Genomic DNA, 20,561 nt, shown 5'->3' on the forward strand with positions numbered 1-20,561 from the left:
TACTGCTCTATGAAAAGCATTGTTATAATTACCTTAAGTCTGTTTTTATTCGCAACGTCTGTATATGGTTTTCAAGAAAAGGAACAGCCCATTTACTCGGTTTTTCTGGTTGGCGATGCGGGTGAACCAGGTGAAAACCCTGTTTTGGACCTACTGAAAATAGAACTAGATAAAGTGGGCGATCGTGGCGCAGTGCTGTTTCTAGGTGATAATATCTATCCTCAAGGTATGCCACCTAGAGGGCATAAGCTAAGGCCAGATGCAGAAATTGCTATTGATGGACAAATCAACGCGGTTAAGGATTTTCAGGGTAAAAAATTCTTTGTACCTGGCAATCACGATTGGGCACAAGGCCGGCCTGATGGTTTTGATTGGCTAAAGATTCAAGAGAAATATGTGGAAGATAAACTCGATAGCCAAGATGTTTGGGTTCCGACCAGAGGTTGCTCTGGCCCCGTTGAGGTTGATTTAAATGAAAATATCACACTGATTGTGGTAGATACCCAATGGTTTTTACACCGTGGTGACAAACCTGCCGAAGGCTCAGACTGTGAGGCGATTACTATTGTTGATGTAATGGCCAATTTTCAAGATGCCCTAAAAAGGAATGCTCATAAAAAGGTAATAGTAGCTTCGCATCACCCTAAATACACTTATGGAATTCATGGAGGTATTTTTAGTCTAAAGGATCATATTTTTCCATTGACGGCCTCTAGTAGAACTAAGAATTTATATATCCCTTTGCCTGTTTTAGGCTCTATATATCCGTTATACAGAAAATGGTTTGGTAATATTCAAGATACAGCCCATCCGGTCTATCGTCAGTTTCGAGACGCGATGGTTTTGCTTATGAAAAACCATCCAGATATTGTTGATGTAGCTGGCCATGAACATGCGCTTCAGCATATTAAAAAAGAAGGGATAGACTTTGTAGTAAGCGGATCGGGCTCGAAAAATAATGCACATGTAAAGCAAAAAGGAGATGCCTTGTTTGCCACCAACACCGTAGGCTATGGTCGTTTAGATTACTATTCAGATGGAAAAACGGAATTAAAATTTATTACTCCAGCAGATGAAAAACCTTCTGAAATATATAGTAAAGTTCTTTCTGAAAAACCTTTTAAACCAGCTCCGGCTAATTTGTTAAAATCCTTTGCTAATGTATCTTTTGCTGGAAAAGACACTCTTTTTGCGGCAAGTGAGCTTTATCATGAGCGAAGTAACTTCCATTTAAAAATGTTTGGAGAGAACTATCGAAATGAGTGGGCAACTAAAATCAATGTTCCGTTTTTTGATATTGGAAGCGAGAAAGGCGGTTTGAAAATTATTAAAAGAGGAGGAGGGCACCAAACAATTTCGCTTAGGTTAGAAGCTGCAGATGGAAAACAGTATGTGCTGAGGTCGATGGATAAGAACCCTGCGCTTACCTTGCCTCAAGAATTTCGTCAAACCTTTATTAAGGACATTGTTCAAGATGGAATTTCGGCTTCGCACCCGTATGCACCTTTTATTATTCCCACACTTGCCGATGCCGCAGGGATTTTCCACGCCAATCCAAAAGTGGTATATATTCCTGACGATCCAAGGTTTGGAATTCACAGACAAGATTTTGCGAATACGTTGGCATTGTTTGAAGAGCGAGCCAACAAAAAGAATATTGAAGAGCCCTTTTTTGGAGAAGGAGACGATGTGCTCTCTAGTCCAGATTTGTATGAAAAACTTAGAAAGGATAACGACAACCATGTAGACCAAGTTTTTGTGGCTCGAAATCGCCTTTTTGATTTTTGGTTAGGTGATTGGGACCGTCATGATGACCAATGGAGATGGGTAGAGTACGATAAAAAGGATGACGAAAAACTATACAAGCCCATTCCAAGAGATAGAGATGTGGCCTTTTTTGCAGGTGAAGGAATTTTTAAAAAAATAGCGTCTTCAAAATGGGCTCAACCTGCGCTTAGGGGTTTTCACGATGACATTGATTATATGCCAAGTATGGGTTCTTACCGAATCCGTTACTTCGATCGCATTTTTATGACTGAAGTTTCAATGGAGGAATGGCTAGAACAGGCACGTGAATTAAAAGCTGCCCTAACTGATGAAATCATTGAATCTTCGATTAGACAATGGCCCAATGAAATTTATGACCTACACGGAGAAGAGATAATTAGAAAACTGAAAAACAGGAGGGACAACCTAGAGAAATATGCTAAAGAATATTACCTATTGATTTCAAAAGAGGTAGATATTTTGGCTAGTGACAAACAAGAACTCTTTAAAGTAGAAAGGTTGGATGATGAGCATACTAAAGTTGTGGTTCATAAAATTTCTAAAAAAGGAAACCTAGATAAAATCATTTATGAACGCATATTTAAAACCTCGGAAACAGATGAAATACGCCTTTTTGGTTTTGATGGAAACGATAGGTATGAAATTACTGGGGAAGTAAATAACGGCATTAAAGTAAGAATTATTGCTGGAGACGATGATGATGTTATTGTTGACAATAGTAAGGTGAGAGGCCTCGGAAAAAAGACAATTGTTTATGACACCAAGAGCGGAACGGATTTAGAAACCAGTTCAGAAACCAGAGATTTAACAACAGATAAAGACCCCAATATTAATGCTCATAATCGTCAGGAATTTGATTTTAACCTGTTGGCTCCTTTGGTATCTGTAAACTACAATTCAGATGACGGATTGTTTTTAGGAGGAGGGGTTTTAATTAAAACTGATGGTTTCAGAAAATCTCCTTATGCTACTAAACATAAGATTTCTGGTAACTATGCCGTAGGAACTTCTTCGTATCAATTCTCTTACGACTTAGACGTAATTGATGCTTTCGGAAAGTTGGATTTTGCGTTATCGGCTGATGCTAAGGCTCCCAATTTTGTAAATAACTTCTTTGGAATGGGTAACGAAACGCCTTACGATAAAGACATTGAAGAGAGGTATTACCGAACCAGATTTGAAGAGTATTCGATAAGACCAACCTTAACCTTGAGTCTTGGCAAAGGTGCTTCTATAAATTTCGGGCCTACTTTCAGAACAGTTGAGGTTGAGGAAAGTGCAGATCGTTTTATCAATGATTTTGCAAATACCGACCCTTTGGGAGCAAGTGTTTTTGAACAGAAAGTGTATGCGGGTGGAACTTTTGGTTTTCATTTTAATGAAACCTTAGGCCAGCTCATTCCTAAGACTGGATTAAATTTTAATGCTGTTTTAGACTATAACGCTGGTTTTAACTCCTTTTCTGGCAATAGTGCCCAACTCAAAACCGATGCTTCTTTCAGGTGGAGTTTTCGGGAGCCGTCTAGAACGGTATTTGCCACCAGAATGGGTTACCAAAAAGTATTCGGAGACTATGAGTTTTTTCAGTCGGCACAGCTCGATGGTTTTAGTACTTTAAGAGGCTACAGGCGTTTTCGTTTTTCAGGCGAAAGTAGCTTGTATCATCAATTGGAAATGCGAGTGAAACTATTCGATTGGAGATCTTTTTATTTTCCTTCACAAGTGGGAATGATCTTGTTTAACGACTTAGGTAGAGTTTGGGTAGATGGAGAGTCATCTAATAAAATCCATCATGGATATGGTGGTGGCCTTTACGTTACCCCATTCAACTTTGCTGCCATCAACATCTTACTAGCTGTTTCAGAAGAAAGCGTTTTACCACTAGTTAAGTTTGGGTTCTATTTTTAAGTCTACAATTAAACATCAGGTAAATCTATAAAGAAGGAAGTTCCTTTTCCGAGTTCGCTTTCAAATGAAACCGTACCTCCGTGTATTTCTACAAACTGTTTAACAATGATAAGGCCTAGCCCTGTGCCCTCAATGTCGCCAACATTTGTAGCACGCGAAAACGATTCGAAAAGCCCCTTTTGGTCTTTCTCTGGAATTCCGATACCGAAATCTTTGATTTCTACACGAACGCCCACCTTTTTATAAGTTACGATAACTTCTGGGTCGGGCCTGTTTTCAGAATATTTTAAGGCATTATTAATGAGGTTTGAAAGCGAATGACCAATAAGCTGACTGTCGAGTTCAACTTGCCGTTCTTCACCTTCAATTATAATCTTTACATTCCGAGATTTATGCTGAACGCTGTTTTCTAAAACGACTTGCTTAATAATACCTGTTAAAGAGGTAATGTCCTTTTTAATTACTGTTTTACCAACATCCAATCTACCAAGTGTAAATACATCTTTGAGCAAGGAATTCATCCTTTCTAGCTCTGTTCTTATTCGGCCAACATGTTTTTTGAGTTTGGTATTGGGGTTAGGGTCAGCGTCTAAATACATGTTGATGAGCTCGTTGCTCGACTGAATTGTTGTGAGGGGAGTTCTAAATTCATGCGAGGCCATTGAAATGAAACTCGACTTCAATTTTCCCAGTTGCCTTTCTTTCTCAAGCGCTTTAATTCTTTCAGAAATATCTCGAGTAGATGACTGTAAGTATAGAAAGTTTCCATTAGAATCTTCTATTGAACTGTATGATGATTCTACCCATACCCATTCTTCATCTTGGGCCTGAATTCTATACGTGACTTTAACGTTTTTGCTTTTATTTTCGATTACCTGGTTAATAACCGACTGAACAAAGGGCTGCTCTTCAAGATGAATTAAATCAGAATAGAAAGTGTCTAAAAGAGCGTCTTGTTCATAGCCAAGCAAGAATTTTAAAGATGGCGAAATAAATGAAATTCTGCCTTCAAAGTCTTGTAAAGCAATAACATCTCCTGAGTTTTCAGAAACCAGTTTGTATTGCTCTTCTTTTTCATGCAGTTTCTGTTCTGTTAGTACTTTTTCTGTTATATCACGCTTGTTACTTCTAATAAAGATGATTTCACCTGAATCATTTAGAATTACTCCCCCTTGTGCTTCTAACCAACGCCAGTTATTCTCTTTGTCTCTAAATCTGAAAGTAATTTTTTCATCTTTTAATTTTTCATCTATCGTAGCTTTCATTCTGTTAGCCACCTCAGGTAAGTCTTCGGGGTGAATGAATGACATTGAGTTCTGGCCAATCATTTCGTAGGTTTCGTAGCCTAAAATATCTTTCACCGAAGGCGATACAAAGTCATAAACACCATCTGGATTCATGAGTGTAACAATGTCGTGCGAGTTTTCTGTAATGAGCTTGTAGCGTTCTTGGCTTTCTTTTAATTTTTGAGCGGCAATAAATCGCTCTGTTACATCTCTGGTTGAAGTAAGCAGATATAAAGGGTCACCCTCGCTGTCGGTAATTAAACCTCCTCTACTTTCTAGCCATACATAATGGCCGTTTTTATGCTTGGCTTTAAAGGTGACACTGGCCATTTTCGTTTCTTGATTAATTACGTTTAGCATGGCTTGCGATACCTGAATAAGGCCATCTTTTTCGATGAACTCACGTAGTCTAAGCGCTTCTAACTCGGTGGCGTCATAACCAATGATATCTTTAGAGGCCGGGCTTACAAAAATGAAAGTTCCATCGGGAGTTTGTAAGCAAATACAATCACTAGAGTTTTCAGAAATGAGCTTATACTTGGCCTCACTTTCTCTCAGTTTCGACTGCGCTTGTTTAAGCGAAGTAATGTTTGAAAGCGAGCCTACAATTCTTTTTGGAAGGCCTTTGCCTTCACTATAGAGTATTTTTGCCTTAATATAAATCCATAGCATTAGGCCATCTTTCCCTACCATTCTAGTCTCCATTTCAAGCTCTTCATTCTTGGTTTCGAACTTATGGTGAATGAGCTGAAGAAATTCTAGCCTGTCTTCTTCATGAATAAATTTTGCTAGCAGGTTTTTATCTAGTGGGTTTTTTTGAGGTTTTAAACCCATTGCCTCCCAGAATTGAGGCGAGAGATAAGATTTAGACTTTTTAAAATCGTATTCCCAAATCACATCATTGGTTCCTTCCACTGCGAGTTGGTAGCGGTCATTACTTTGCTTCAGTTCTCTTTCTAATGATTTTCTAACCGTGATATCCTGAAGAATGGTGATGTAACAAGGTTCGTTTTGAAATTCCAGCGGCATTGTCGAGGCGCTTACCCAATATGATCCTCCCTTATTGTTCTGGAGCATGAGCTCGTGATTTTGTACCGATCCGTTTTTCACTAAGGTTTCGAGGTATGACTTACGCCCTTCAAAGTTTTGGTAAAACTGAATTACTTTCTTTCCCAAAAACTCGTCAGGGTTCATTCCATATACCTCAAAGAGCATCTCGTTGGCAAAAATTGCTTTTCCAGTATTTTGAGTTGAAATGAAAACAGGGTCGGGTAAAGCCTCTACAATGCTTTTAAGCCGCTGCTGGCTTAACTCTAAATCTCTTCTAGATCTTCTGATATCATCAATATCAGTGGTGATGCCATCTAACCGAACGGGTTTACCATCTTTATAAAATACTTTAACCCTATCGCGTACATAACGGTAGTTGTCTTTTCCCCTTAAAGCCCTATACGCATAGTTGCCACTACCTACATTAAGAACATTTACAACTTCATCAAGAATTCGCTCTTGGTCATCAGGGTGAATTGTGCTTTGCCATTCCTCTATGGTGGAGGCTGCTTTGTCATAAATTTCACCTGGAGTTCTGGTTAACGGATCGTTTAAATAAATAATTTCATAGGGCTCTACCGACATGTCGATACTCCAAACTACTTCTAAGAGGTTTTTGACTACAGACTCATAATTGATACTTTTTGCGTTTGTATCTGGTATTTCGCTTGTAGAATCATCGAAAACGTTTTGCATAACAACTATGGCCTCTGTGAATTAATTTGTCTAAATTTAAGATAGCATATTCAGTAATTACTGACAAAAAAACAATTCACCCAACACACCTAAATAGAAATTAAAAATGGCTGTAATCAACAATGACTATGACCAATCTCCAAGAATTCTCATAGTTGAAGATGAACCTTTTATTGCGGAAAACCTGCAGGAAATGCTGGGCATTTTCGGTTATGAACAAACCGAAATTGCTAATTCGGCAAATCAGGCAATCAAGGCAATTAAAGCCTCATTACCCGACCTTATACTGCTGGATGTAAAGATAAAAGGCGACCAAGATGGGATAGAGTTAGGAGGTATAATTCATGAGCAGTATAAAGTACCTTTCGTTTACATTACCTCTTATTCTGATAAAGAAACCGTTAACCGCGCAAAACACACTCGGCCATTAGGTTTTATTGTAAAGCCTTTTACCAAAGATGACGTTTATGCGGCCATTGAGGTAGCATTATTTAATAAACAAAGAATTGCGGCCAGCTCAGGCATTAGTAATATATCTACCCTAAACCCAACTACTTATAGCAATGACTCCATCTTCATTAAAAAGAAAACATTGTTAGAAAAAGTAAAGTATTCTGACCTAATGTGGATTGAGGCAGACGGGAATCATATCACTCTACATGCCATTAAAGACAGAAGCTACACGGTTAGAAAATCACTGAAGGAAATTACAGATAAGCTTCCGAAAGATAAATTTCTTAGGGTACATAAATCGTTTGTAGTACAAGTAGACGCAGTTACCGCCATTGATACGAATCACGTGCATTTGGAAGACAAGAAAATTCCGATTGGCAGATCGTATTACAATGCCTTTACAGCTACTTTAAATACGATTAGCGCAAGTTAATTTCTTCTGTAAAAAAGTAAGGGAACAGGATCGGCAGAATTCTTTTCGCTTACAGTAAAAAATCCGGAGCCATCTGTTGAAAAGCAGATGGCTTCTCCTTGTGGCTCGGCTGTATAGGCTAATCTGCTAGGTTTTTCAGTTAGCGCATCCTTAACCGTAGTTCCATTGGCTCTAGGCCAGTAGTAAATTTCAAAATAGGTTTTGATCAAAATTTCAGAACCATCTATAGAAATATCACCCCCCACAAAACCAGAGTAGGGCATGTTCATTAAAAACTCTGCGGTGTCCATTTCTATTAATGACTGAGGGTAAGGTAATTTGTAAAGCGCTACTTGCGACTCACGTTTAGAAACGATATAAATGTCTTTGGTCAATGGGTCAACCATTAGGCTTTCGGCATCCCGTGCCCCATTTGAATACACGTAATTAATGGCTTCTACATTCGGTAGTGTTTGCGAGCTTGGAATATTTGCGATGTTCAAATCAGGTTCGGCTACTCTGTATATGGTTAAATTAGATCTTCTCGCACTATTGTCTCCAATGTCGCCCACGTATAAGTACTGAATGGCATCATCAGGTCCAGGACCCATCGCAATATCTTCCCAGTCTATATTTTGAGCTCCTTCTAATCTGGCTTTGCTGGCATCGGCCCCAGTTTTCGACATTAGATATACGATGGGTTCGCCACCGCTATCATTGTGTGTCCATAAATAGTTGCTGTTAGAACGGCTGGCTACAAGGCCTGAGGCTTCGTCAATATCTTCAGAAGCAATTGTACCTACTTCTTGCGCAGCGGAAAATAAATTACTGATTTCAGCATTGTCTGCTGGAGTATCATCGCCAGAAACTTCTTTACAACCTGCGGCTACAAATGTTGTTAGCACAAAAAGTATTAGTCCAGTTTTTAGGGTTTTCATTACAGCCTTAACGCTCATTTTCTTAAAAGTATTTCTGTTTGTTTTAGAAAAGACTTGGTGTAAACAAAAATAGCCTCGTTTGAGGCTATTAGATGTTGTTTTATTTTTTTGCCCGAACTTTGGCTACGTGTTCTGCGGTAACTTTATCGCCTTTGTTGCCCCAAGAGTTTCGAACGTAATTAAGTACATCGGCAATGTCTTTGTCGTCTAAACCGGTTGCTGGCATCACTCCTTTATACTTTTTGCCATTTACGGTAATTTCACCTTGCTGGCCTTTAATCAACACGTTAATTGATCTGTCGAGGTCTTTCATTAAATAATCAGACTTAGCTAATGGAGGAAAAACATTGGCAATACCTTGTCCTTCGTTCATATGACAAGCCATGCAAAGCCCTTCGTAAACACTTTTGCCGTCAGCCATGCTCTTTTTTAACTCGGCATCTTGAACAGTAGTGAAGCTGAATGAAATTGTGGCAATGGCCAAAACCGCAAATAGAATGTATGTTTTTTTCATCTCTCTTAGATTGTATTGTTAGTAAAAGTATGAGAATATTTTGAAACCAGTAACTCTGAAAACAAAAAAGCCAGAAGTCGCTCGTTTCAGTTCGTTCTTATACAGAAACCGAACCAAAAACTAATTATTCTAAATATCTATCTCAACCTGATTGCGAACTAAATCCTCGAACACCTCTCTTTGTCTGATTAGCTTTGCTTCGCCTTTGTAAATCAGAACTTCGGCAGGCTTTAACCTTGAATTATAGTTAGAGGCCATACTGAAGGCATATGCTCCAGCATTTTTGAAGGCAATAATGTCGCCTTCTTTTACCTCATTCATTTTTCTGTCTAATCCAAAAGTATCGGTTTCACAGATATAGCCCACTACGGTGTAAATTCGCTTTGTGCCATTTGGGTTCGACAAGTTCATTATTTCATGATACGAATCGTACATCATAGGACGAATCAGATGATTCATTCCAGAATCAACTCCTACAAAGGCGGTGGCTGGCGTGGTTTTAACTACGTTGGTTTTGGTAAGAAAAACACCTGCTTCACTCACTAAAAACTTACCCGGTTCAAACCACATTTCTAGCTCGCGGCCATATTCTTTACAGAAATCCTTAAAAGCCGCACTTAATTTCTCGCCAAGTTCTTCAATATCGGTTACAATATCGGCCTCTTTATAGCCTACTTTAAAGCCACTACCGAAATCGATAAATTCTAAATCTTTAAAGCTTTTTGCGGCATCAAATAAAATAGCGGCAGCCCTTAAAAAAACCTCGGCATCTAAAATGTCAGAACCCGTGTGCATGTGTAAACCCGTAACATTCAGTCCGTATGTATTTACAACTCTAACAATATGCTGAAGTTGATAGATCGAAATTCCGAATTTAGAATCGGCATGACCGGTTGAAATTTTCTTGTTTCCACCCGCCATAATATGTGGGTTTAAGCGGATACAAACCGGTACGGTATCATGGAATTCGTTTCCGAATTGTTCTAGAATAGAAATATTATCGAGGTTAATCATCACCCCTAATTCCACCGCTTCTTTTATTTCAGAAATAGAAACACAGTTGGGCGTATATAAAATTTGATTGGGCTCAAAGCCAGCTTTTAGCCCCAATTGTACTTCTTGAATAGAAACGCAGTCGAGTTCGGAACCAATGCTACGCAAGAGCTTAAGAATTGAAATATTTGTAAGGGCTTTAGTGGCATATTTTACCTTCATTTTAACTCCGCTAAAAGCAGAAGTAAGCTTTTTAAACTGAGCTTCAATTTTATCGGCATCATATACGTAAAGTGGAGAGCCATACGTTTCGGTAAGCTCCACTAAATCTACACCCTGAATGGTGTATCGGTCATTCACTAAATCCATTTCAAATAAATTAAGGGGCAAATATACTGTGTAGAAAAATAAAAAAGAGGAAGATCGACCAAACCTTCCTCTTTGAAAATGAGAATGAATATTTTTTACTCAATAATCACCCTTTTTGTAAGCGTTTTATTGTTCTGAATTACTTGTAAAATATATAAACCTTCCTTTTCATCTGAAATATCAATGTCGAAGCTAAAGCCCGATTCGCCTGATGAATCGGTTTTACTATATATTACCTTTCCAGTTGGGCTTACAATTTTGACTTGTAATGGCCCGCGGCTAGTAGTTTCTATTTCTAGATCAAACCGCCCATCGCTTGGGTTCGGGTAAAAGCTTATGTCTTTAATTTCAAGCGGCTCCATTTTATCTGCTCCAACTACTTCTTTATCCTTGTCTTTTGCTGCGCGAACAAAAACTCGAGCTCGTGAGATTATATGGAAACCTTCATCATCATTATCGTTGCCAAAACCCCATCCGCTAGAATTTCCACTGTCATTATCAAAGTCGAAGTCAAAATTCATACTGCCAAACCTGTTTTTCAAGGCGTCTCTAATCGAGTCCATATCCATAATCTCGTCTCCATTCTGAAACATTTTCCCATTTTTGAAATGAAAATTTAGTTTATTTTGGAGTGAATCCATGTTCATAAAAAAAGGATCGTCAGTATCAAAATTGAAAAAGAAGTTGTTGGTTCCAAAGCCTCCGCGCATCATTGATTCCATGTATTTGCGCATATTATCCATATCGAAATCAAACATGGATGGGCCGCTGCGGAAGGGCCTTAATGAAGAGCCAAAACCTGAGTTTCCTCCGCCAAAGTTCCAGCCACTTAAATCGATGCCATTTTTCTCTAAATCTGGATCACCGTTAATTTCATCGTAGCTATCATATGTTTTTTCAAAAGTCTTGGTGTCATTCCCCTCTTTCATTACCACCTTGAGCTTTATTTTACCATCTTCAGTGGTATTTATAGAAACCGACTGCGATTGGCTACGTTCTTGGGTTTGTGCATGACCAACAAAACTGGTAGCGAGTAAAGTAATTATGGCAATGAATGCCACCATTTTTAGTGTTTTTTTATTCCCTGACCTATTCATCTTTTTAACCTTTAAGTTGTTGATACGAAAGTATTTAATAAACGAAAATGGCATTGTTAAAAGGCGGTTAAATCATGTTAATTTTTGTTAAGCCCATAACCATGACCGTTTTATTAAAGTACTTTTGAACCATGAGTAGAATGAAGATAAGATGGTTGATAGGATTGCTGAGCATAGCCATGCTTGGTTTGATCGTCTTCCAGTTTTATTGGATCAAGGAAGTAACTAAGGTAAACGAAGAGCGGTTTACTCAAAATGTTCAGACAGCACTGAATGAAGTCACTAATAAGCTGGCCCGTTTAAACGACACAAACTTTTTACAGACAGATATTAGCCAAATGATGCCGAGTCCGCCAGAGCGAATGCAGCAAGGGGATAGTTTATCAAGTTTCTATCGGCCTCAAAACAGGCGCCCTGTGCCTTATGTTGATCAAAGTTTGATACAATTTGGTGTAGAAATAGACGAGGTGAATCAGAGAATTAACTTTCAAGTAAATTTTGATGCTTTGATTCAGGATTTTTATGATCAGGCCAACCCAAATTTTGATCAGGAGAGATTTCAGCTAGAGCAACAAATGAAGAGCAGGTGGAGGTCTATTCAGAAAGACTGGGCAGAGCATTTGGTGGGAAGTAACAACCTCTTTTCTAGGGTAAACCCAGCAGAGTTAGATACGCTTCTAAAAAGAGAAATGAGAAATCGCGGGATTGACTTAGAATACAATTACGGAATTATTGAACGTAGAACAGGAAAGACCAATTTAATAAATACTTCAAGTGTAGATGATTTAGAGAATATCAAAAACTCAAAATTACAGGCCAACCTATTTCCAACAGATTTACAGCCTAAAGATTATTTTCTAAGCGTTTACTTCCCAAGCCAAAAGCAATTTCTATTAAAGCAGGGTTTGTTGCCGCTATCAGCTTCAGGGCTGTTAATGCTAATTTTGATTGGTTGTTTTACTTATGCTGTTGTAGTCATTCTTCGTCAGAAAAGGATTTCTGAAATCAAGAACGATTTTATTAATAACATGACGCACGAGTTCAAAACGCCTATTGCTACGGTTTCTTTGGCTACTGAAGCCCTTCAAGATGCCGATCTTCGCAAGAATGAAGGCATAGTAGACCGATACATTCAAGTTATTCGGGACGAGAATAAAAGGCTAGGGATGCAAGTAGAAAAGGTACTTCAAATTGCTAGTCTGGATAAAAAAGACTTTAGGTTGAAATTTGAAACTGCCGATGTGCATGATATTATTGAGAAGGCTTTGGTTAACATCGACATCTTGGTTCAAAAACGTCAAGGTTCAATTACCAGTCAGTTGTTGGCTTCAAGCCCAATTATTGAAGCAGATAAGGTGCATCTCACTAATATTATTTATAACCTGTTAGATAACGCCAATAAGTATTCTCCAGAACCGCCAGAAATACATATTAGAACAGAAAACATTTCAACAGGCGTTATCATTAAAATATCCGATAAGGGCATTGGTATGAGCCGAGAAGATATTGACAAAATTTTCGAAAAATTTTACCGTGTTTCTACAGGCAATATTCACGATGTTAAAGGGTTTGGCCTTGGGCTATCTTACGTAAAAAACATTGTTGAAATGCACAAAGGAACCATTTCAGTGAAAAGCGACCTAGGAAAAGGAAGCACATTTAAAGTATATTTACCTTTCAATCATGGCTAGTTTTAAAATATTACTTGTAGAAGACGACCCTAACTTGGGTCAAATCTTAAACGAATACCTTTCGCTAAAAGGGTATGAAACGAAGCTTTGCCGCGATGGTGAGGAGGGCGTTAAGGCATTCAAACGCGAAGCTTTCGATCTTTGTCTTTTTGATGTGATGCTTCCAAAAAAGGATGGTTTTTCTATGGCTAAAGAGATTAGGAGAGACGATAAAGTAACTCCAATTATTTTTCTCACGGCCAAATCTATGAAAGAAGATACTATTGAAGGCTTTAAAATTGGAGGTGACGATTACATCACCAAGCCTTTTAGCATGGAGGAATTACTACTGCGTATACAGGCCATACTTCGAAGAACGGCTGAAAAAAATCCTCAAATTTCAGATCAAAAGATTTTTGAGTTTGGCTCATTTCGATTTGATTTTGATAAACAGATACTTTCTTGGGATGGGGGTGAGAATAGGCTTACATCCAAAGAATCTGAGCTTTTAAGGTTATTGTGTTTGCATGAAAACCAGCCCTTAGACAGATCCACTGCGTTGAAAATTATTTGGAGAGACGATAGCTACTTTAATGCTCGAAGCATGGATGTGTACATTGCTAAGCTCAGGAAAATGTTGAAAGCAGATGAATCGGTTCAAATCATTACCATTCATGGGTCTGGTTTCAAGTTAATAACGGAAGGGCAAGCAGAAAAGGAATAAGAAATTAAAAGGGTTGTCTTTTGATTTGTTAATATTTTGGATTGTTACGCTTTGAATTTTGACTCAAAAAGCCTATTTTACTTGGCTTGAATTCTAACATAATATTAATATCGTTTTTTTCTTTTTGGTGTTAGAAACTGCTAATTTTGGCTCTGTAAGCTTTATATTCTCAACTATATGATAAAAATTGTTCCTTCTATATCGATTATCAACGGAAAACTAACCCGCTTAAAACAAGGTGATTACGAACATGGTACTGTTTACAAAGACAGTCCGGTAGACATTGCTAGAAGGTTTGAAGATTGTGGGGTAAAGAAAATCCATATCGTTGATTTAGATGGAGCAAGAAGTGGCACTCCCGTAAACTATGATATTTTGGAATCTATAGTGGGCTACACAAAACTAAAAGTAGACTATAGTGGAGGTATCGCAACTGATGGTGATATCAGCAAGGCTTACGAATATGGGGCGACTTCAATTACAGCGGCCTCTATTGCAACTTCAGATAAAGAACAGTTTGGTTCTTGGCTTGTTTCTTACGGAAGAGAAAAAATTATTTTAGGAGCAGATGCCAGGAATGGGAAAATAGCCATTAGAGGCTGGCAAAAAGATACCAATATTGATTTGTTCGATCATATTGATTATTACTACATGCGAGGGCTAAAGTATGTAAAGAGCACAGATGTAGCTAAAGACGGTATTCAAGAAGGCCCTAACTTCGAGATGTACAAAGAGATTGTGTCTCGCTTTAAAGGAATTCACGTGTTGGCTAGTGGTGGAGTAAGAAATATAGACGACATCAAAAAGCTAGAAGAAATTGGTGTTAAATCTGTGATTTTTGGAAGAGCATATTACGAAGGTAACTTGACCCTCAAAGACATAGAGAAGTTTATAGTAAGCCAATCTAAGTAAGCCTTTTAAAAGCTATAATTCAGTTTTATACTAAAGTTTCGGCCTACCTCATCCGAGTAGTAGCGTAATCTATTCATGTAGTCACGATAGCTATTGTTGAACATGTTCTCAACAGAAGCGTAAACCGCAATGAAGTTTTCAGATACTGGCACTTTAAAGCCAACACTAAAACCAAAATTGGTATAACCAGCTGGTGCTGCCAAAAAGTCAAATACGGTTTTATCGTTCGTGAAAAGATCAGAATTTGTAGCATTCGCTTCTATTACTTCAGAAATACTCACCACTCTTGGTGCATTTCTTTGCTTGTCTACCATATCGGCTGATAATGAAATGTATGGTTCTTTTAACCAACCGTCATTAAAATTGTAGGTAACTCCGGCTGATAGTCTATTGGCCGGAATATTGATTAGCGGCCCGTTATTCAACTGATCTTTTGCCTTTATCAATGACAGTTTACCTGTAACATCAAAATGCTCATTGACATGATATTTAAGGTCTGTGTCTAGCCCGATAAACGAAGCATCTGTTTGAGTGTAACTCAGCAAAGGAAAAGCACCTTGAATGGTCAGTTCAACATTTTCTGGTCTTAAATAAATGTAATCATATATGTAATTGTAATAAGCAGATATGTTTACATCGAAGTTCTCAGAGGTCTTTTCAAAGCTACTGATCCACTTAATGGCCTTTTCGCTTTCAAGGCCTTCATTCCCTAATTCGATAGCTGCAGAGCCATGGTGAAGCCCTCCACTGTACAACTCGTTAATATGAGGCGCACGCCAAGCCGTTCCTAAATTGGTTCTGAAATTCCAGCCTGAGGGAAGAAAAAATACGGCTCCAAGCGAACCAGTAATATTATTAAAATCAAATTCTGGCTTTAGAAGGTTGTTTTGTGAGTCAAAGCGTTTGACTAGGTAATGTTTATAGTCATATCGAACTCCCGCTTCCAATTCATATGAATTTTGAATATATCGCCATATTCCATGTACCCCTACAGTCCAATTGTCAAAATTGGGGATCAACGGTTTAATGCCAGTTTCTGAGTCGTTAGAATTTCCTTGAAAAAGAAAACTTGCACCAATATCTCCCTTAAAATCACCAATCGGCTTCATGTCTAAGTCGAGTTCCACGGTATGAGTGATGAGCTCTAGTGAAAGCGCAGGAATGGTAGATCGGCCTCCCCTTCTAATGTCAAATTCTTTTCTTTGGTTTCTCTGAAGCCCATATTGCATGTTAAAAGTACCAAGGTTACTCCAATCCGTATGTCCATTTAATTTGAGTAGTTGGTGCTGAACATGTTGCCTAGGATTATTGATGTCGTAACTGAAATCGCTTATGTATAACGGTCTGTCACTTCCAATAGCGCGTTCTAAATCGGTGAGGTTTCCTGTATGAGCACTTCTGAGTACACCCATTTCGGCATCAAAACTACTGAAGTATAATTCCAGCCCACCTTTTTCTTTATGATAGCCCAGGCCAATTGAAAAATTTTGTTCTAGTGTACCAGTGTTGGTAAGTCTGTAATTTGGTGCCTTAGAATCTCCGGCTTTTTTATAACTGCCTTGAAGTCTCCAGCCAAAACCATTAAGCCCTTCAACGCCCCCTTCAACCATAGCACTTCCGGTATACATTCCATTATTGGAATTGCCAACGGCATTGAATGAGCCAGAAATACCTGCTGTTTCTGGTAAATCTGGTGGATTTACTAAAATAACACCCCCAATTGCATCGGAACCATATTTTACTGCCGCAGCACCTTTAATTAATTGAAGGTTAGTCGCTACAAATGGGTCAATTTCTGGTGCATGCTCTTGTCCCCATTGCTGACCTTCTTGTCTTATACCGTTATTCAAAATTAGAATACGGCTGCTGTGTAAGCCGTGAATTACGGGCTTGGCTATATTTGGGCCAGTCTGAAGCATATTTACTCCAGACATACCTGAAAGAGTCTTTCCTAAAGATTCGCCACTCTTTCTAAAAAGCTCTTCTTTTTTAAACTCGAGTTGCTTTAGCGTTGCAATTTCTTCCGCTTTTTCAGCTTCAACGGTTACTTCGCTTAAATCTTTGATTTCAGGAACCAACTCTACCTGAATCTTAGTGTTTTTAGTGATACTAATGGTTTCTTTATAAGGAGTATAGCCAACAAATCGTATTAAAATTTCATAGCTTCCTGAACAAAGATTCGTTATCTCAAACTCACCATTTTCGTTTGCAATTGCTCCATTCTGAGTATGTGTAATTTCGATTGTGGCTAAAGGAATTGTTTCGCCACTATTTTTTTCAACAATAACTCCAGAGAGTTTTAAGTCACAATTGGTTTGGCCTATGCCAGAAAGGTTAAAAAAGCCGAGAAGTAGAATTAATAAAGATAGACGCTTGAGAATCATAAGCGCAAAAGTATGCGTAAATGCAACTCTATTGCAACTATGAATTTTCAAAAGGTCAAAAGAGGTTAAAGAAGGTATTTATTTCTTCTCAAAAACCTCTGAGGGCTTAAATTTATAGAATATGTAGTAAAGAAAATTGAATGACAGCGCAGATTGGCTATCTTCTTTATTGGCAACTTTTGGTTGGTTGTTCTTTTTCTCAGTTGATTTTTCTAGAGAAATAGAATTTAGCTCGGTGCCTAAAATGGTCGACTCAGAAGTGCTTCGAGGTAGATCACGTTTTCCTTCCGTATGAAAATCTACAGGAAGAATACTATCTTGAGTAGCCACATTTTCTTGCCTAGGAATAGGTAAAAGCACTTCTTCACCCTCTTGACCCAAGGCACTCATAGAATGCATTGACATCCCTAAAATTCCGAAAGTGAAGATACGAAGTAGTTGTCTATTCATAGTATTTATCTCATGGGGCGATAAAATTAATAAAAAATCGCAATTATCTAAACGGTCAATATTTTATTTTGTTTAGTTTTCTTACCTAACCACTAACTTAGTGTTAAAACTCTGTAAACAATAATCTTATATGAATAATCTTATCAGTTGGTCAGATTTTGAAAAAGTTGACATTCGGATAGGCACTATTATACGAGTAGAGGATTTTGAAAAGGCAAAAAAGCTGGCTTGGATTCTTCACGTGGACTTAGGTGCCGAAATAGGTGTTAAGAAATCTAGTGCACAAATAAAACACCACTATAAGAAGGAAGATTTACTTAACACTCAAGTAATGTGTGTTGTGAATTTCCCTCCAAAACAAATCGCTAATATTAAATCAGAAATTTTAGTGACGGGTTTTCCTGATAAGGACGGAAATATAATTTTGGCTAGACCTGACAAGGCCGTGCCGAATGGTGCTAAACTTTTCTAATTTTAAGCCTTGAAACTCTCACAGATTTTTGAATTAATAGATGGCGAATATCTATCTATAGGAATAGATCATGATATAGCACATTTAATGACCGATAGTAGAAAGGCTTTTGATTTAGAGTCGGGGCTTTTCTTTGCTATTGATGGGCTACACCATGACGGCCACTCTTTTATTCCTGAATTAATTAAAGCAGGATTTCAAAATTTTGTGGTGGAAAGGGAAATTGAAGCCTTTCCTGAAAAAATCAATATTATTAAAGTAGCCTCTTCGGTTAGGGCGCTGCAAGCAATAGCTGCTGCCAAACGAGCCAAGTTTAATAAGCATGTGGTGGCCATTACGGGTAGCAACGGAAAAACCATTATAAAAGAATGGTTGGCGCAAATGCTTTCAGAAAAACAGAACATATGCAAGAGCCCGAAAAGCTTCAATTCGCAAATTGGGGTGCCACTTTCGGTTTGGCCTTTAAGTGATGCACACGACTTGGGAATTTTTGAAACAGGAATTTCGGAACCAGGCGAAATGACTTCTTTGAAAGGGGTAATTCAACCTACGCACGGAATTCTTACCAATATTGGTTCTGCCCATGAGCAATACTTTACCTCGATTGAACAAAAATTAGACGAAAAACTTATTCTATTTGAAGGTATACACCAGCTCTACTATCGTAATGATAACCCCCTGATTAATGAAGGTATTGGCCAAATGAAAAAGCCACCCAAGCATAAAACTTCTTGGGGATTTAATTCTGAAGCCGATCTTCAAGTAGAAAAAAGGGAAGGTTCGTTTTTTATACTGAAAAGTAAAACCGAGACCTTTACCTTAAAACTACATTCAGTTAATGAGACTTATGTAGAAAACATAATGCACTGTATCTGCTTTGCATATTTTAATGGTTGGTCGCCTTCTGAAATTCAAAAAGGAATTGATGCTCTACGGCCAATAAAAATGCGGCTGGAGCTAAAAAAAGGAATTAACCAGACTTACATTATAGATGATACCTACAATAATGATTTGGCTGGGCTTGAAATTGCGCTCGACTTTTTGTCTCAACAGAAGCATTACCCCCAAAAATCACTGATTCTTTCTGACATTCCGCAGTCAGCCCCGAAAGAAAGTACATATGCGCGCGTGGCAGAATTGGTACAAGAAAAAGACATAACACAGCTCTATGCCATTGGGAGCGAATTGGCCGACTTTAAAAGTTTGTTTCCGCCTTCAACCAAGTTTTATCCAACTACTGAAGACTTTCTTCAACATTCGACAGATAGTTTTGAAAAAGAGGTTGTTCTGATTAAAGGAGCCAGAAGTTTTGGCTTTGAGCAAATCGCAAAGCAACTAACAGAGCGTATTCACCGCACGGTACTAGAAATTGATTTAGATGCGGTGACGCACAACCTTAATGTATATCGCCAACAGTTAAAAGCAGAAACCAAACTATTGATTATGGTGAAGGCCTTGGCCTATGGCAGTGGAGGCTCTGAAATTGCACACCTTTTACAGTTTCATAAGGTAGATTATTTGGGCGTGGCTTATGTAGATGAGGCCGTACAATTACGAAAAGCAGGAATCAACCTTCCAATTATGGTAATCAACCCTTCGGAAGAAGATTTACCTAATTTGGTGACTTATAATATCGAGCCTGAAATCTACAGTTTCGCGCAGCTAAAAGTTTTTTCAGAGTTTTATATGAAAAAGGGTATTGAGTTGAAAGGCCATTTCACCATCAATACTGGTATGAATCGTTTAGGTTTTGACCCAGAAGATTTGGAAGCTTTAGTCAATGAAATTAAGCATCTGCCCCATGTTAAAGTACAAAGTTTGTACACGCATTTGGCGGCATCTGACGAGGCAGAGCACAATAACTTCTCTCTTCAGCAATTACAAACCTTTAAAGCTTATGCTGAAAAAGTAGAACAGCAATTGGGTATAAAAACCATAAAACATGCATTGAATTCCGCAGGCATTGTAGCTTACTCCGAATACCAATTCGATATGGTACGGTTAGGCATTGGCCTTTATGGCATTGAACCCAGCGGAAAGCTGCAACATGAACTGAAGTCGATAAGCACTTTGAAAACGGTTATTTCACAAATTAGAAATGTGAAAAAGGGAGAAACGATTGGTTATGGAAGAAAAGGGAAAGTGACCAAAAACATGCGCATTGCCACCATTGCGATTGGTTATGCCGATGGCTTCTCAAGAATTTTCAGTAATGGAAATGGAGAGGTAATGCTGAACGGACAAATGGCCAAAGTGATTGGTAATGTGTGTATGGACATGACGATGATTGACATTTCTAATATTGAAGCCGAAGAAGGCGATACCGTCATAATTTTTGGAGAGAAGCCAACCATTTCAGATTTGGCTAAAAAGGCCAAAACAATTCCTTACGAAATTCTCACGAATGTGAGCGACCGAGTAAAACGGGTTTACTTTGCAGAATAG

The 20,561-nt window shown here is 38.3% G+C and carries 14 protein-coding genes; 7 read left to right on the top strand and 7 right to left on the bottom strand.

All coding sequences use genetic code 11. The features are described 5' to 3' along the window. Window positions 1–9: 9 nt before the first annotated feature. Window positions 10–3,696 carry a metallophosphoesterase gene (locus AWW67_RS09285; RefSeq protein WP_062301330.1) on the top strand — a complete coding sequence of 1,229 codons (3,687 nt, stop codon included), beginning with the start codon at window positions 10–12 and terminating at the stop codon, window positions 3,694–3,696. 8 nt (window positions 3,697–3,704) lie between these two features. On the opposite strand, the gene AWW67_RS09290 is transcribed toward AWW67_RS09285, so the two are convergent. After that, complete coding sequence (locus AWW67_RS09290; RefSeq protein WP_062301332.1) at window positions 3,705–6,728, bottom strand: PAS domain-containing protein; 3,024 nt, start codon at window positions 6,726–6,728, stop codon at window positions 3,705–3,707. A 106-nt stretch (window positions 6,729–6,834) separates the two neighbouring features. Between AWW67_RS09290 and AWW67_RS09295 the strand changes: the two genes are divergently transcribed. After that, on the top strand, window positions 6,835–7,614 hold the full coding sequence (locus AWW67_RS09295) for a LytR/AlgR family response regulator transcription factor (protein WP_062301334.1): 780 nt from the start codon (window positions 6,835–6,837) through the stop codon (window positions 7,612–7,614). Here AWW67_RS09295 and AWW67_RS09300 read toward each other — a convergent pair. The 4 genes from AWW67_RS09300 to AWW67_RS09315 all read right to left on the bottom strand — a co-directional run bounded on the left by AWW67_RS09300 (window position 7,611) and on the right by AWW67_RS09315 (window position 11,504). Continuing rightward, entirely contained in the window at window positions 7,611–8,549 is a 939-nt protein-coding gene (locus AWW67_RS09300) for a hypothetical protein (RefSeq protein WP_062301336.1), read from the bottom strand. The genes AWW67_RS09295 and AWW67_RS09300 overlap by 4 nt on opposite strands. Before the next feature lie 82 nt (window positions 8,550–8,631). Beyond that, the gene (locus AWW67_RS09305; protein ID WP_053223362.1) at window positions 8,632–9,045 is read right to left on the bottom strand and encodes a c-type cytochrome; all 414 of its coding nucleotides are present in this window, start codon (window positions 9,043–9,045) and stop codon (window positions 8,632–8,634) included. Window positions 9,046–9,174: 129 nt separating this feature from the next. Beyond that, window positions 9,175–10,407 (bottom strand): diaminopimelate decarboxylase, encoded by a 1,233-nt coding sequence (gene lysA / locus AWW67_RS09310; RefSeq protein ID WP_053223361.1) that lies wholly within the window; start codon window positions 10,405–10,407, stop codon window positions 9,175–9,177. 95 nt (window positions 10,408–10,502) lie between these two features. Further along, window positions 10,503–11,504, bottom strand: a complete 1,002-nt coding sequence (locus tag AWW67_RS09315) for a T9SS type A sorting domain-containing protein (RefSeq protein WP_176700021.1) — start codon at window positions 11,502–11,504, stop codon at window positions 10,503–10,505. Window positions 11,505–11,644: 140 nt separating this feature from the next. On the opposite strand from AWW67_RS09315, the gene AWW67_RS09320 reads away from it, so the two are divergent. The 3 genes from AWW67_RS09320 to AWW67_RS09330 all read left to right on the top strand — a co-directional run bounded on the left by AWW67_RS09320 (window position 11,645) and on the right by AWW67_RS09330 (window position 14,810). Continuing rightward, entirely contained in the window at window positions 11,645–13,195 is a 1,551-nt protein-coding gene (locus tag AWW67_RS09320; RefSeq protein ID WP_176700022.1) for a sensor histidine kinase, read from the top strand. Further along, window positions 13,188–13,898 (top strand): response regulator transcription factor, encoded by a 711-nt coding sequence (locus AWW67_RS09325; RefSeq protein ID WP_062301343.1) that lies wholly within the window; start codon window positions 13,188–13,190, stop codon window positions 13,896–13,898. The genes AWW67_RS09320 and AWW67_RS09325 overlap by 8 nt, the downstream gene beginning before the upstream one ends. A gap of 177 nt (window positions 13,899–14,075) precedes the next feature. After that, window positions 14,076–14,810 (top strand): 1-(5-phosphoribosyl)-5-[(5-phosphoribosylamino)methylideneamino]imidazole-4-carboxamide isomerase, encoded by a 735-nt coding sequence (locus AWW67_RS09330; protein WP_053223357.1) that lies wholly within the window; start codon window positions 14,076–14,078, stop codon window positions 14,808–14,810. Window positions 14,811–14,815: 5 nt separating this feature from the next. Here AWW67_RS09330 and AWW67_RS09335 read toward each other — a convergent pair whose 3' ends face one another. Further along, a complete protein-coding gene (locus AWW67_RS09335) occupies window positions 14,816–17,194 on the bottom strand; it encodes a TonB-dependent receptor (protein ID WP_062301345.1) in 2,379 nt (792 codons plus the stop codon). Window positions 17,195–17,272: 78 nt separating this feature from the next. Continuing rightward, entirely contained in the window at window positions 17,273–17,644 is a 372-nt protein-coding gene (locus AWW67_RS09340) for a hypothetical protein (protein WP_141655422.1), read from the bottom strand. A 130-nt stretch (window positions 17,645–17,774) separates the two neighbouring features. Here AWW67_RS09340 and AWW67_RS09345 point away from each other — a divergent pair, with 130 nt between their 5' ends. Together AWW67_RS09345 and AWW67_RS09350 are read left to right on the top strand one after the other, a co-directional pair. Further along, complete coding sequence (locus AWW67_RS09345) at window positions 17,775–18,116, top strand: tRNA-binding protein (protein ID WP_062301348.1); 342 nt, start codon at window positions 17,775–17,777, stop codon at window positions 18,114–18,116. Between the two features lie 9 nt (window positions 18,117–18,125). Next, window positions 18,126–20,561, top strand: a complete 2,436-nt coding sequence (locus AWW67_RS09350) for a bifunctional UDP-N-acetylmuramoyl-tripeptide:D-alanyl-D-alanine ligase/alanine racemase (RefSeq protein WP_062301350.1) — start codon at window positions 18,126–18,128, stop codon at window positions 20,559–20,561.

It is taken from the genome of Roseivirga seohaensis, assembly GCF_001592945.1.
GTDB lineage: Bacteria > Bacteroidota > Bacteroidia > Cytophagales > Cyclobacteriaceae > Roseivirga > Roseivirga seohaensis.

Excerpts from the sequence above, each read along its gene's own strand:
- AWW67_RS09285 (WP_062301330.1), top strand. The coding sequence starts at position 10 with ATGAAAAGCATTGTTATAATTACCTTAAGTCTGTTTTTATTCGCAACG.
- AWW67_RS09290 (WP_062301332.1), bottom strand. The coding sequence starts at position 6,728 with ATGCAAAACGTTTTCGATGATTCTACAAGCGAAATACCAGATACAAAC.
- AWW67_RS09295 (WP_062301334.1), top strand. The coding sequence starts at position 6,835 with ATGGCTGTAATCAACAATGACTATGACCAATCTCCAAGAATTCTCATA.
- AWW67_RS09300 (WP_062301336.1), bottom strand. The coding sequence starts at position 8,549 with ATGAGCGTTAAGGCTGTAATGAAAACCCTAAAAACTGGACTAATACTT.
- AWW67_RS09305 (WP_053223362.1), bottom strand. The coding sequence starts at position 9,045 with ATGAAAAAAACATACATTCTATTTGCGGTTTTGGCCATTGCCACAATT.
- lysA (WP_053223361.1), bottom strand. The coding sequence starts at position 10,407 with ATGGATTTAGTGAATGACCGATACACCATTCAGGGTGTAGATTTAGTG.
- AWW67_RS09315 (WP_176700021.1), bottom strand. The coding sequence starts at position 11,504 with ATGAATAGGTCAGGGAATAAAAAAACACTAAAAATGGTGGCATTCATT.
- AWW67_RS09320 (WP_176700022.1), top strand. The coding sequence starts at position 11,645 with ATGAAGATAAGATGGTTGATAGGATTGCTGAGCATAGCCATGCTTGGT.
- AWW67_RS09325 (WP_062301343.1), top strand. The coding sequence starts at position 13,188 with ATGGCTAGTTTTAAAATATTACTTGTAGAAGACGACCCTAACTTGGGT.
- AWW67_RS09330 (WP_053223357.1), top strand. The coding sequence starts at position 14,076 with ATGATAAAAATTGTTCCTTCTATATCGATTATCAACGGAAAACTAACC.
- AWW67_RS09335 (WP_062301345.1), bottom strand. The coding sequence starts at position 17,194 with ATGATTCTCAAGCGTCTATCTTTATTAATTCTACTTCTCGGCTTTTTT.
- AWW67_RS09340 (WP_141655422.1), bottom strand. The coding sequence starts at position 17,644 with ATGAATAGACAACTACTTCGTATCTTCACTTTCGGAATTTTAGGGATG.
- AWW67_RS09345 (WP_062301348.1), top strand. The coding sequence starts at position 17,775 with ATGAATAATCTTATCAGTTGGTCAGATTTTGAAAAAGTTGACATTCGG.